Genomic DNA, 12,228 nt, shown 5'->3' on the forward strand with positions numbered 1-12,228 from the left:
ATGACAGTAGATATTTTTATTTGGATGGGCATCGCATTGTGCTTGTGTCAGTCAGCGGCTTTTTCTGGGCTGAATTTAGCGTATTTTAGTTTGAGCCGTTTGCAGCTAGAAGTTGAAGCGAAGCGTGATAACAAAAGCGCTCAGATTATTCTTGGTATGCGTGAAGACTCCAACTTCTTATTATCGACCATTCTTTGGGGGAATGTATCAATCAATGTATTGCTGACATTATTGTCGGATTCAGTGCTGGTGGGTGTGTATTCATTTTTGTTTTCAACCGTTGCCATTACATTTTTTGGTGAAATATTTCCGCAGGCGTATTTTTCAAGAAACGCCTTAAGAGTTGCGTCATTTTTAACGCCGTTAATTCGCTTTTATCAAGTTGTCTTGTTTCCTGTGGCAAAACCGACCGCGATAATTTTAGATGGCTGGCTGGGTCGAGAAGGTATCACCTATTTTCGTGAAAACGAATTGAGGGGCATCATTGAAGCCCATATGCATGCTGACGAAGCCCATGTTGAACACGTTGAAGGCATAGGGGCATTGAATTTTTTATCAGTGCAGGATGTATTAGTGTCTGATGAAGGTGAAGTGATTGACCCTAAAAGTATTATTCAATGTGAATGTAAATTAGATTTACCTGTGTTGCCAGAACAAGGTTCGGCCGACTTTGAAGCGTTTTTAGCTAAGGTGAATGCATCGGGGCACAAATGGGTTGTGCTGATAAATGCGGCACGTGAGCCATTATTGGTATTAGATGCAGACGGGTTTATTCGCTCTGCATTATTAGACGAAACCCCAACTGACTCGTATGTATTTGCTCATCGCCCAATTATTTTTAATGATGATCAAGTAACGTTAGGTACGGCCATGAGACGTTTAAAAGTCGCGCAGCAAGTGAGTGCCGATAGTAATGATGTGTTAGACCGAGATGTGATTTTAGTGTGGGCTGAAAATGGTAGCCGCGTGATTACCGGTGCCGATATTTTAGGGCGGTTACTAAAAGGCATTGCCACTCTCCCAGACGAAGAATCGTAATCGCTTGAATTAAGCGCCATAAAAAGGAGAGCAGATGCTCTCCTTTTTTGATGCAAACGTCATACTTTGATTAGCGCTCTTCAGGTAATAACGTATCTTGAATATGTTCAATGTGCTCCGCAATGGTTTCGTCATCTTCAGAAAAGTAAGCAACGTGAAACATGGCTTCTCCTTCTTGTACCAACGGAATGTTTTGCTTGCCAATGATAATACCTGAGCGCGTGGCTTTTACATGGTCGAGTACTTGTCCCATGGGATTGCCGATTTCAGCCATGATATCCCCTTTGGTCACTTGATCGCCAAGGGATTTTAAACTGTGGGTAATACCACTGGAATTGGCTCGAATCCATGCGCTGTGGTTAGCGATGTATGGCTCACGTGTGCGACGCTTTTTCGATTTACGCGTCATACCTAGGTGAGACAGAACATTCAAAACACCTTGTAACCCAGCGCGAATTGAAAATTCATCAAAGCGTAATGCTTCACCCGCTTCATACAGTAAAATTTTAGTGCCTGATTCTACTGCTGCTTGGCGCAGTGAGCCATCACGCAAGTTTGAGTTTAACAACACCGGCACCGAAAATGATTTGGCCATTTCGAGGGTTTCGGAGTCGCTTAAATCCGCGCGCACTTGTGGTAAGTTTGAACGGTGAATCGCCCCTGTGTGTAAGTCTATGCCATGTGTGCAATGTTTAACGATGTCATTTAAGAACCGATAAGCAACGCGACCCGCGAGTGAGCCTTTTTCTGAGCCCGGAAAGCTGCGATTTAAATCCCTGCGGTCAGGTAAGTATCGAGTTTGATCGAGCACGCCATACACATTCACCATCGGCACTAAGATCAAGGTGCCAGCGGATAGTTTAAAGCCTTTTTTCTGGATTAAACGGCGTATGATTTCAATGCCGTTTAATTCATCACCGTGAACCGCCGCCGAAACAAACATGGTTGGCCCGCTTTTTTTCGCACGTATAACATGCACTGGCATATGAATGTCAGTGTCTGTGTATAAATTCGCAACGGGGATCTGTATTTCACAGGTTTCCCCTGGCGCAATATCGGTCCCTGCAATATTCAGCATGGGCATGATTTAGCCCTTACCTTTTGTTTTCGTGTTTTGAGGTTTTGCATTTTTTTCAATGTACTCAATAATCATAGAAGCCACGTCTTTTTTCGTTGCTGCTTCAATACCTTCTAAGCCTGGAGACGAGTTCACCTCCATAACAACAGGACCGCTTTTCGCCTGTAAGATATCCACACCACATACACCTAAGCCCATGGCTTTTGCGGCGCTGACTGCCGTCGCGCGTTCATCTTTGGTCAGCTTGATTAATTGCGCTGAGCCACCTCGGTGTAGGTTTGAACGAAACTCGCCTTCAGCCCCTTGACGTTTCATGGCAGCTACAACTTTATCGCCCACAACAAAACAACGAACATCCGCACCGCCGGCTTCTTTGATAAATTCTTGTACAAGAATGTTTGCGTTAAGACCCATGAACGCTTCAATAATACTTTCGGCTGCTTTTTTAGTGTCGGCTAATACCACGCCAATGCCTTGTGTGCCTTCTAGCAATTTAATTACAACAGGTGCGCCACCCACATTCTTGATTAAATCATCGGCCTTATCTGCTTTGCTTGCAAAGCCAGTGCGTGGCAGACCAATGCCTTTACGAGATAATAATTGCAGTGAACGCAATTTGTCGCGTGAACGGCTAATCGCAACCGATTCATTGACAGAGAACGTGCCCGTCATTTCAAACTGTCTGACCACAGCGGTGCCGTAAAATGTAATGGATGCACCAATACGGGGAATAATGGCATCATACTTTGGCAATTCTTTACCGTGATAACGCACAGCCGGGCGACTCTGAGTGATATCCATATAACAGTGAAGTGTATCAATTACGTCAACTTCATGTCCCATGGCCTCACCCGCTTCTTTGAGGCGCTTAGTCGAGTAGAGGTTGGCACCTCTCGATAAGATGGCAATTTTCATAGTGATCCCGTCAGTGACGTGCAGTAAGTAAGAGTTGAGAATTATAGAGTAGACGCTACTTGGCGGAGAATAGACACAAATAAATAAAAAAGCCCTCTTTTTTTGAGAGGGCTTTTAAATATTTTATTAAGCGGTGAATTGATTACAGAATAAAGCGACTTAAGTCTTCATCTTGTGCAATTTCACCTAGGTGTTCGGTGACAAATGGGCCGTTAATTTGTAATGGCTTGTCACTGTATTGGGTGGCAAGACTTTCGGCGTCAAAGCTAACTTTTTCAAGCAGGCGTTCCATCATGGTATGTAAACGACGGGCACCGATGTTTTCGGTATTTTCGTTTACCTTAAAGGCGGTTTGTGCCAGTTGTTCAATGCCATCTTCGGTGAATTCGACGTTTAAGCCTTCAGTCGAAAGCAGCGCTTTATATTGCTCAGTCAGTGACGCACTTGGCTCGGTCAAGATGCGCTTAAAGTCATCAGGTGTCAGTGCTTGCAGCTCTACACGAATTGGCAAACGGCCTTGTAATTCAGGAATCAAATCCGATGGCTTACTTAAATGGAAGGCACCAGAGGCCACAAATAAAATGTGATCGGTTTTTAGCATGCCGTATTTTGTTGAAACGGTGCACCCTTCAATAAGCGGTAGCAAGTCACGCTGAACACCTTCACGGCTAACATCACCGCCACCGGCTTCTTGACGCTTGGCCACTTTATCAATCTCGTCAATGAATACGATACCGTTCTGCTCAACCGATTCTACCGCTTTTGCTTTTAGGTCGTCCATGTTGATCATGTTGTGGGCTTCTTCATCTTGAATCACTTTAAGCGCGTCTTTTACTTTCATTTTGCGCTTATTGCTTTTGCCTTGACCAAGGTTGCTGAACATACTTTGAATCTGGCTGGTCATGTCTTCCATGCCCGGCGGTGCCATGATTTCAACGCCCACTTGTGGTGCTGTTACATCGATTTCTATTTCTTTATCGTCCATGTCGCCGTTTAATACTTTTTTGCGGAAAAGCATACGAGTTGCGCTGTCTTCCGGTTTTTCGGCTTGGCTTTCGAAGTCATTGCGCGCTGGGGTTAATAAAACATCAAGCACTCGTTCGATTGCGGCTGATTTTGCACGCTCTTGCACGGCTTCTACTTCTTGCTCGCGCAGCATTTTAAAGCCGGTTTCCACAAGGTCACGAATAATGGTTTCAACATCACGGCCCACGTAGCCTACTTCGGTAAATTTAGTGGCTTCTACTTTGATGAATGGCGCGTTTGAAAGTTTTGCTAAACGGCGAGCAATTTCGGTTTTACCCACACCCGTTGGGCCAATCATTAAGATATTTTTTGGCGTAATTTCATCGCGCATTTCTTGCGGTAACTGCATGCGACGCCAGCGGTTGCGTAACGCAATGGCAACACTGCGTTTGGCTTCGCTTTGGCCAATAATATGGCGGTCTAATTCTTTAACGATTTGACTGGGGGTCAATGATTTTTCAATTTGTGTATGTGGCATCTTTACTCTCTTAACTTAAAACCAAAATAAAAAACGGTAACAACTATTTTTCGATCTTAAGTCTTTCAATGGTGTGCTGATGGTTGGTGAATACGCAGATGTTACCTGCAATGGTTAAGCCTTTTTGCACAATATCGTATGCAGGTAGGTCGGTGTTTTCAAATAAGGCGATTGCAGCTGCATGTGCATAATTACCACCACTGCCCACTGAGATCACGCCATTTTCAGGCTCCAATACATCGCCGTTACCGGTAATGGTGAGAGTGGCGGTTTCATCGGCCACAATTAAGATGGCTTCGAGTTTGCGTAAGGCGCGATCGCTGCGCCATTCTTTGGCTAGTTCGACGGCGGAGCGCGTTAAATGGCCCGAATGTTTTTGTAAATGCGCTTCGAATTTTTCAAACAGTGTAAAGGCGTCGGCTGTGGCTCCGGCAAAGCCAGCGATGACTTTATCATTGTACAGGCGGCGTACCTTACGGGCATTCCCCTTCATTACGGTGTTGCCTAAACTTACTTGGCCATCACCACCTACTACTACTTCGTCGTCGCGGCGCACACTTAATATGGTTGTCATAGTTCGGTATCTATATCTGTATCAATGAATTTGGACAATCCACATTTATGGGGGTGGTTTGTCTAACTTCAAGTAATAAAAAGTCGTTTTGTGCCTGCATTAACGAAGACTGGCCGCTATTAGGCACGGTTATGGGTCTGTATAGGGCGTTTTAAGTAATTTGGATCAGTTTTACGAGTGTATGTATTTAGGTCAGGTTTAATGTAACTAAGGTTGTAAATAGCGGTTTTAATGTAACCAACATTGTCTGTTATACCTTAATGATATTAGCGCGACTTCTGTTTCTATTTGGCGATTGGAATGTGGTAATTTGGAATGTTAATGCCTTATTACTTTATGTAATTTTGGGCCTTTAAATTGTTTTTTTTAATGTTTGTCTAATGGGGATCTTGGTCATAGCCGAAGCAGTGTCCATATTACGAACAAAGTCTAAGTGAACGATTTAGCAATGATATAGTAAGTGCATTCGTTCTAAGGACAAGAATTAAAAGAAGTGATCAAATGGATGTTAGTAACACAATAAAAATAAGAACCTTTTTAGGTCATCAACTGACGTATTTTGATTTGTCACAATCAACCCCCTGCTTAGATATGGTTTCAACGCCCTTAACGGGAGATGGTCAGCTTGAAATGTCCATCGTTGATTTTGGCCCGTTAATGTTGATTAAGCGTCGTAACACTGAGGCGGCTGTTGAGCAGTATCAGTTTCCAGAGCATATCATTGCCATCCAATTACCTTTCGCGCAGCGTGAAAATATCGAATGTTTTCAAAATGTGTTGGGAGGCATTAGCCATAGCCCTTTTTTATCTGCCGGTGCCAGTGTGCGCTGGATTATCCCTGCCAATACTTGGTTGTATCAATTGCATGTGGATAGTCGTTGGCTTACGAGTGTCTTAGGTGAGTGCGCGATGAAGGATTATATGGAGTTAACGTGTGCGGCTAGTCGCAAGGCATATGACTGGCATGCTTTGTTTAAGGTTGGGTCTGTGTGCGAATGGGGTTTAAATATGGGTTTCGAGAAAAAAGCAGAAGGCTTATCGATCTCGACTTCTGTGTTAGAAAAAATGGTGATGGATATTTTTATGCCCTGTATTTTGTCGGATGTGGGTGAAAATAAATGCACAACGCGACAAAATATTTTAGGTAAGGCGTTGGACTTTATTCATCATAATTATATCGAATCCATTTTATTAAAAGAGCTGGCTCAAGCGGCTTCAACATCGGTGCGCAATTTACAAATTGTCTTTAAACAAGAGCTAGGCATTACACCGATTGCGTACATTCAGCAATTTCGATTACACCGTTTTCGTCATCGCTTGAGTGATGCCCAAAGTGTGACGGAAGCGGCTTATGCGTCTGGTTTTAAACATTTAGGCCGATTAACTGAGCGTTATGCTCGGGTTTTTAATCACACGCCCTCGCTTCATTTAAGTAAGCCCTCGCAAAAGACGTTAGGTGTAAAAGACATTTTTGGCATGAATCACGAAGATATTTAATAGCTATTTACGGCTTGTAAAATGCGCTCTGTGCTCATGTATAGGCCATATTGTTGTTCAATTAATTGGCTAAGCTGTTGTTGGTGTTTCGAAAGGGCGCTGACTAATAATTGCTGGCGTTTGTTGGCGGGAATGACTTCAGCAGGTGTGATTAATGGCATGACGGTCTCATTAAACGCCTGATACATTTCGCTAGAGCGTTGTAATACACGGGAATGATTTAAGTCTAGGTCGTTGTGTATATTTAGCTTGTCTGCGAATTGCTGCTGCTCTTGCGGTAATTGTGTTTGCAAAAATGCTTCTAATGAAACCTGTAAACATAAACTTTCGACATGGGTCATCCACAGTAGCCATATGTCTTTATGGCTGTCGAGTATGTCTGCGTTTTCTTGATGTTTGGAGAGATAGAGTTGAACAAACTGCATCTTAAAAATAATGGCGTGTTCTAATTCAACCACTTTCATTGAGCGAATGTGACTGCCTTTTTGTGGCTTCTCACCATGATACGTGGCGTGTTGGCCCGCTTGGAAATGCTCGATGGTCACGCGATCACAAACCTCAAGCCGATAATATCCGTCTAAACGTAGCTGCAGCATGATGTTACTAATAATTTCGCACACATCATGGGTATTACGGCAGTGCATAACGTGGTGGCAGCTTTTTAATAGCGTCGATAACCAGGTGTCGTGCTGGGTATCGTGCCAGTTATAAATGTGATGGTAAAAAGAAACAGGCTGGGCCATGTTCTACTCTTCTCTAGAGTGAGATGTATTGTGATTGTAGTTTAATACCCTCTCTAAGCTATCCGGTTTGCGCTAAATGCACGTATTTGATCAAAAATGGCGACCTATGCCGACAGCCACTCGCTGCGTGACGTTGTCATCGGTAAGTGGGCTGTTTTTGAATTCATCACCATGTTGGTAGTAGCGCCACACCGCTACGGCTGACCAGTTTTCATTGATATCGTAGACCGCTAATAGCTCTATCTCTTGAGTGAGTTCGGCGTCGGGTTGGTAGGTATCTGTGCCCACGTAATAATCCATTAGGTCTTGGCTTTGATATTGTGCGGCTAGGGTGGCAATAATTCTTAAATCATCAAATGCAAAGCGCTTATAAATAGCAGCCTCGTATTCTTGGGCTTCATGCTTGCCACTGATGTCTTGTAGCACACTAAATTGAGATACAAATCCTTGCCCCAGCGGCACGGAAAGTTGCGGGCCAATTTCAATGCTTTGGTCACGGTCTTTATCGGTAAGGTTGGTATCTTTTGCATCAAGGTATTGATGAGTGCGCACTTGACCAAGGGCCGATAACGTACCAAAACCAAATCGCTTTAATGGCAAGCCCGCGCGGTTGCCTTCAATAAAGACATCGCCTAATCGGCCAAATACCAACAAGCTTGGTTGAGTTTGAGTACCGACTTGTTTATAGGGCAAGTTGTCTTGCGAGACAGCACCCGCAACGAGGCCATTAAACTCAGGCCATTGCCAATCGTCATCGGCGTAAGCATTAAGGCTAAAAAGACAAAGCAGTGCGGTTAAGCGAGAGAGGGTTTTCATATTGAGCCCTTAAACCAAGTATCTGTTTTAGGGGGCTCAATCCATGAAAAGTTCAACACAGGGAAGGTTGTTTAGTCTTTTTTAGCGATGGGCTGCTTAATTTCGACGGTTTGAATACCCATGTTAATCAGCTGATCTTGGGCTTTGTTCATTTGCGAGCGATTAGCAAACGGGCCAGTAAAGACGCGGAACCAGGTTTTGCCGTTAATATCGGCACTTTCAATTTGAGTATTAAAACCATTTAAAATGAGCTGCGCTTTGAGGCGGTCGGCTCGTTCTTGGTTGGTGAAGGACCCCGTTTTTAAGCGGTACTCAATCTTGTTGCCGTCTTTGTCCGTGCCTTTTGGCGTGGACTTATATTCAACAACTTCTTCAACCTTAATCTCTTTGTTTTCCAATATTTCGAAAAACTCGTAGTTATCCACAGATTTGTTTAAGTGACTGGAATCAACTTCAGGCAGTTGATCTTTGATGGCTTGTTGCATCTGTTCGTTCAGGCCTTGCTTAGCCTGATTACTTAGATTGTCTTTGGCTGCTTTTGCATCCTGCATGAGGTCATCAGTGATTCTGTCGATATCGTCGCCCGCGGGAACCGTGGTGAGATACAACAAAAAACCAGCGAAGCTCAACGCAACCAAAGGCGTGAATATCCATACCCAACGCGGTGCACCCGATGCCATGTTACATTTCCTCTGGGGCACTAATGCCCATTAGGTCTAAACCATTGGCGATGACTTGGCGTACCGCTTGGGTCAGAGTGATACGGGCATCACGTAAATCTGCATCGTCCACAATTGTTTTGTGTGCGTTGTAGTAGCCATGGAACTCGCTGGCTAATTCGTGCAGGTAATTGGCAATCATGTGCGGCGCACTGGCAGTGCCAGCGGCTTTTACAATCTCAGGGAAACGAGCCAGTTTATTCGCTAATAGTTTTTCTTGGTCTTCGTTTAGACGATCCAGTTTTGCCAAACCATTGGCTTGATCCCATTGTAGATTCTCTGTGCCCAGCTTACGCAAAATACTGCAAATACGCGCATGTGCATATTGAATGTAATACACCGGGTTATCGTTTGATTGGCTTAGGGCTAAATCAATATCAAACGTAAGCTGTGAACTTGGCGCACGGGCGGCTAAGAAATAACGAGTTGCGTCTAAGCCCACTTGGTCAATCAAATCACGCAGCGTTACGTAACTGCCTGCACGCTTAGAAATTTTCACTTCTTCGCCGCCCTTCATGACCGTCACCATTTGGTGCAGTACGTAGTCTGGAAAGCCTTCAGGGATATCCATTTTCAAGGCTTGTAAACCAGCGCGGACACGGGTGATGGTCGAATGGTGATCGGCACCTTGCTCGTTTACCACACGTTTAAAACCACGCTGCCATTTTTCTAAGTGGTAAGCCACGTCTGGTACAAAGTAGGTGTAGCCGCCGTCAGTTTTGCGCATGACGCGGTCTTTGTCGTCACCGAACTCAGTGGTTTTTAACCACAGCGCGCCGCCGTCTTCGTAGGTGTAACCGTTTTTAATTAAGGCTTGTACCGCTTCTTCAACTTTGCCTTCGCTGTAGAGCGAGCTTTCTAAGAAGTACACATCGAAGTCCACTTCAAACGCTTTTAAATCTAAGTCTTGCTCACGACGTAAATAGGCAACCGCAAAGTGGCGAAGGCCATCTAGGTCATCGGCGTCTTTGGTGCCCGTGAAGCTTTGATCGGCCGACTCAACGGTGTCGCCTTTCATGAAACTGTCAGCGAGCTCGCTAATGTAATGACCTTGGTAGCCATTTTCTGGCCAGCTGTCATCGCCTGGGCCAAAGCCTTTGCAACGTGCTTGAACCGATAGCGCTAGGTTATCGATTTGTGCACCTGCATCGTTGTAATAAAATTCACGGGTGGTGTCCCAACCGTTGGCGCTTAACAACCGGCTGATGCAATCACCAACAGCCGCGCCACGACCGTGACCCACATGCAGCGGACCAGTTGGGTTAGCGGATACGAATTCCACTTGCACTTTTTGTCCTTGACCTGAATCGTTATGACCAAATTTATTCGCTTGGTTAAAGATGGTATCAATAATAGAAAAACTAGCCGCTTCGGTGACAAAGAAGTTAATAAAGCCAGGGCCTGCGATTTCGGCTTTGTTTAGGATCGGGCTATCAGGCAATGCGTTGATGATCTCTTCAGCCCAGTCTCGTGGCTTCATGCCCGCTAGTTTGGCGCTGGCCATGGCCACATTAGAGGCGTAATCACCATGAGCTTTGTCTTTGGTGTTTTCGATCATCACTTTAGGCGCCGCATCGGCCGGTAATTTACCAGCGGTTTTTAGGGCTTCAAGGGTTTGCTCAATTAAACGGACTAGCTCTTGTTTCATGGTGACCTTACAAATCGAGGGTTAGGGAGAACCTAACAGAATATGCACAAAAATTGCGCGCATTATCCCAGTTTGAGGCTGATTTTTCCACACAAGATGTCGCTCATTTGAAGGTTGTGCCTTTATGCCAGAGGGTGTGGATAACGATAATTAGCTTGTGTATATGATTTCCCATATATATGATTCGGCGTATATGAATGCGATGGTGAATATGAACCCTTTATCTTTATTTAAATGCCTAGGGGATGAAACCCGCTTACTTATTATGGTATTGATTCAAAACCAAGGTGAGTTGTGTGTGGGCGAGCTTGTAGATGTGTTGGCGCTTAGCCAACCTAAAGTGAGCCGGCACCTAGCCAATTTACGTGAATGCCAGTTATTAGATGTGCGTAAGTCGGGCCAATGGGTGTTTTATCGTGTGCACGATGACGTGCCTAAATGGGCCAATGAAATCGTATGCCAAGCGGTTGAGGCCAGTGCTGAGCCATTAACGGCTTTGGTGGCCCGTTTAAAATTAGTGGATGAACCCAATCGTAAAGTCGCTTGTTGCTAGTAAATATTTCTGCAACACAAACGTTATAGCTTCGTAATGTTTGTGTCGTGGGCGAAAGCCTTTGGGTTAGAAATATTTGAGGCGGCTAAGCCGTATATCGTATGAAAATTTTATTTGTATGCTCACAAAACCGGTGTGCGAGTATTTTGTCAGAAGCCATTGCCAACTACGGCGATGATCCTAGGTTACAAGCGGCAAGCGTTGCGAGCCAAGGGGCAGGGGAGTTGCATCCGCTGTCTTTGCAGTACCTAGAAGAGGCTGGAATCCCAACGGATAAATTAAAAAGTCAAAGTTGGGATGAGCTTAAAAATTTTGATCCAGATGTTGTTGTCAGTGTTGGCGATGATGTTGCAAGTGAAAATTACCCTCAGTGGTTAGACAACAGCATCAAACTGCATTGGGGGTTAGCTGATCCATCCAGTAAAAAAGGGTCGGCAATGCAAATGAAAGCGGCATTATTATTTTGCCTAAACGAAATCATGTGCCGCACCCATAGGGTGTTAGCATTAGATTTAGATAACTTATCTCGCGATGCCCTTAAAAATGAGTTTATGAAACTAGGGGCGCAGGCATAACAACCAAACCTTTAGAGGGCCTAGTGCACGTTAAATGAAAATATTATTTATTTGTACCCACAACCGCTGCCGCAGCATTTTATCAGAAGCCATTGCGAATGATGTCAATGATCCTCGATTACAAGCGGCCAGTGCAGGCAGTCAACCTGTGGGAGAAGTACACCCTCTTTCGATTAAATATTTACAAGAACAGGGCATTGCCACCGACGGCTTAAAAAGCCAAAGCTGGGATGAATTAGAAGACTTTGGCGCGGATGTTGTTGTCACTGTATGTGATAGTGCCGCAGGCGAGACATGCCCTGTATGGTTTGGCAAAAGCATCAAATTGCATTGGGGCCTTGAAGACCCATCAAAAGTACAAGGCAGTGATGATCAAATTAAAGCGGCATTCTTAACCTGCATAAATGAAATTAAATACCGTATTACAAAAATCCTACAACTCGATTTAAATAGCTTAAGTGGCGATGCGCTCAAAGCCGAGCTAGTGACGCTAGGCGCGCAGGGTTAATTCATTTTATCTATAGTATGTGGGAGGCGTACCCAATACATCCTCTACAAGGATGGGGCA

The 12,228-nt window shown here is 44.6% G+C and carries 13 protein-coding genes; 5 read left to right on the forward strand and 8 right to left on the reverse strand.

The features are described 5' to 3' along the window. The gene (locus ACU6U9_RS08065) at positions 1–1,038 is read left to right on the forward strand and encodes a DUF21 domain-containing protein (protein ID WP_446734519.1); all 1,038 of its coding nucleotides are present in this window, start codon (positions 1–3) and stop codon (positions 1,036–1,038) included. Positions 1,039–1,108: 70 nt separating this feature from the next. Here the strand turns inward: ACU6U9_RS08065 and ACU6U9_RS08070 are convergent, their stop codons facing one another. The 4 genes from ACU6U9_RS08070 to hslV all read right to left on the reverse strand — a co-directional run bounded on the left by ACU6U9_RS08070 (position 1,109) and on the right by hslV (position 5,109). Continuing rightward, a complete protein-coding gene (locus ACU6U9_RS08070) occupies positions 1,109–2,122 on the reverse strand; it encodes a succinylglutamate desuccinylase/aspartoacylase family protein (protein WP_446734520.1) in 1,014 nt (337 codons plus the stop codon). A 3-nt stretch (positions 2,123–2,125) separates the two neighbouring features. Continuing rightward, positions 2,126–3,031, reverse strand: a complete 906-nt coding sequence (gene rimK / locus ACU6U9_RS08075) for a 30S ribosomal protein S6--L-glutamate ligase (protein ID WP_446734521.1) — start codon at positions 3,029–3,031, stop codon at positions 2,126–2,128. 142 nt (positions 3,032–3,173) lie between these two features. Then, positions 3,174–4,535 carry an ATP-dependent protease ATPase subunit HslU gene (gene hslU, locus ACU6U9_RS08080; protein ID WP_446734522.1) on the reverse strand — a complete coding sequence of 454 codons (1,362 nt, stop codon included), beginning with the start codon at positions 4,533–4,535 and terminating at the stop codon, positions 3,174–3,176. 43 nt (positions 4,536–4,578) lie between these two features. Beyond that, positions 4,579–5,109 (reverse strand): ATP-dependent protease subunit HslV, encoded by a 531-nt coding sequence (hslV, locus tag ACU6U9_RS08085; RefSeq protein WP_446734523.1) that lies wholly within the window; start codon positions 5,107–5,109, stop codon positions 4,579–4,581. Positions 5,110–5,610: 501 nt separating this feature from the next. Here hslV and ACU6U9_RS08090 point away from each other — a divergent pair. Further along, positions 5,611–6,606, forward strand: coding sequence for a helix-turn-helix domain-containing protein (locus tag ACU6U9_RS08090; protein WP_446734524.1), 996 nt, complete (start codon positions 5,611–5,613; stop codon positions 6,604–6,606). Here ACU6U9_RS08090 and ACU6U9_RS08095 read toward each other — a convergent pair. The 4 genes from ACU6U9_RS08095 to argS form a co-directional block, all read right to left on the reverse strand. Next, entirely contained in the window at positions 6,603–7,349 is a 747-nt protein-coding gene (locus tag ACU6U9_RS08095) for a hypothetical protein (protein WP_446734525.1), read from the reverse strand. The two genes, ACU6U9_RS08090 and ACU6U9_RS08095, sit on opposite strands and share 4 nt — an antisense overlap. 90 nt (positions 7,350–7,439) lie before the next feature. Beyond that, entirely contained in the window at positions 7,440–8,165 is a 726-nt protein-coding gene (locus tag ACU6U9_RS08100; RefSeq protein WP_446734526.1) for a MipA/OmpV family protein, read from the reverse strand. A 71-nt stretch (positions 8,166–8,236) separates the two neighbouring features. Next, the gene (locus ACU6U9_RS08105) at positions 8,237–8,845 is read right to left on the reverse strand and encodes an SPOR domain-containing protein (RefSeq protein WP_446734527.1); all 609 of its coding nucleotides are present in this window, start codon (positions 8,843–8,845) and stop codon (positions 8,237–8,239) included. Between the two features lies 1 nt (position 8,846). After that, on the reverse strand, positions 8,847–10,532 hold the full coding sequence (gene argS, locus ACU6U9_RS08110; protein ID WP_446734528.1) for an arginine--tRNA ligase: 1,686 nt from the start codon (positions 10,530–10,532) through the stop codon (positions 8,847–8,849). A gap of 211 nt (positions 10,533–10,743) precedes the next feature. On the opposite strand from argS, the gene ACU6U9_RS08115 reads away from it, so the two are divergent. The 3 genes from ACU6U9_RS08115 (at position 10,744) to ACU6U9_RS08125 (ending at position 12,168) form a co-directional block, all read left to right on the forward strand. Next, on the forward strand, positions 10,744–11,085 hold the full coding sequence (locus ACU6U9_RS08115; RefSeq protein WP_446734529.1) for a metalloregulator ArsR/SmtB family transcription factor: 342 nt from the start codon (positions 10,744–10,746) through the stop codon (positions 11,083–11,085). A 101-nt stretch (positions 11,086–11,186) separates the two neighbouring features. Then, the gene (locus tag ACU6U9_RS08120) at positions 11,187–11,660 is read left to right on the forward strand and encodes an arsenate reductase/protein-tyrosine-phosphatase family protein (protein WP_446734530.1); all 474 of its coding nucleotides are present in this window, start codon (positions 11,187–11,189) and stop codon (positions 11,658–11,660) included. A 34-nt stretch (positions 11,661–11,694) separates the two neighbouring features. Next, on the forward strand, positions 11,695–12,168 hold the full coding sequence (locus tag ACU6U9_RS08125; RefSeq protein ID WP_446734531.1) for an arsenate reductase ArsC: 474 nt from the start codon (positions 11,695–11,697) through the stop codon (positions 12,166–12,168). Positions 12,169–12,228 lie beyond the last annotated feature (60 nt).

It is taken from the genome of Pseudomonas sp. HK3 (genome assembly GCF_052920985.1).

Excerpts from the sequence above, each read along its gene's own strand:
- ACU6U9_RS08100 (WP_446734526.1), bottom strand. The coding sequence starts at position 8,165 with ATGAAAACCCTCTCTCGCTTAACCGCACTGCTTTGTCTTTTTAGCCTT.
- ACU6U9_RS08120 (WP_446734530.1), top strand. The coding sequence starts at position 11,187 with ATGAAAATTTTATTTGTATGCTCACAAAACCGGTGTGCGAGTATTTTG.
- ACU6U9_RS08095 (WP_446734525.1), bottom strand. The coding sequence starts at position 7,349 with ATGGCCCAGCCTGTTTCTTTTTACCATCACATTTATAACTGGCACGAT.
- ACU6U9_RS08090 (WP_446734524.1), top strand. The coding sequence starts at position 5,611 with ATGGATGTTAGTAACACAATAAAAATAAGAACCTTTTTAGGTCATCAA.
- ACU6U9_RS08115 (WP_446734529.1), top strand. The coding sequence starts at position 10,744 with ATGAACCCTTTATCTTTATTTAAATGCCTAGGGGATGAAACCCGCTTA.
- ACU6U9_RS08105 (WP_446734527.1), bottom strand. The coding sequence starts at position 8,845 with ATGGCATCGGGTGCACCGCGTTGGGTATGGATATTCACGCCTTTGGTT.
- hslV (WP_446734523.1), bottom strand. The coding sequence starts at position 5,109 with ATGACAACCATATTAAGTGTGCGCCGCGACGACGAAGTAGTAGTAGGT.
- ACU6U9_RS08070 (WP_446734520.1), bottom strand. The coding sequence starts at position 2,122 with ATGCCCATGCTGAATATTGCAGGGACCGATATTGCGCCAGGGGAAACC.
- rimK (WP_446734521.1), bottom strand. The coding sequence starts at position 3,031 with ATGAAAATTGCCATCTTATCGAGAGGTGCCAACCTCTACTCGACTAAG.
- hslU (WP_446734522.1), bottom strand. The coding sequence starts at position 4,535 with ATGCCACATACACAAATTGAAAAATCATTGACCCCCAGTCAAATCGTT.
- ACU6U9_RS08065 (WP_446734519.1), top strand. The coding sequence starts at position 1 with ATGACAGTAGATATTTTTATTTGGATGGGCATCGCATTGTGCTTGTGT.
- argS (WP_446734528.1), bottom strand. The coding sequence starts at position 10,532 with ATGAAACAAGAGCTAGTCCGTTTAATTGAGCAAACCCTTGAAGCCCTA.
- ACU6U9_RS08125 (WP_446734531.1), top strand. The coding sequence starts at position 11,695 with ATGAAAATATTATTTATTTGTACCCACAACCGCTGCCGCAGCATTTTA.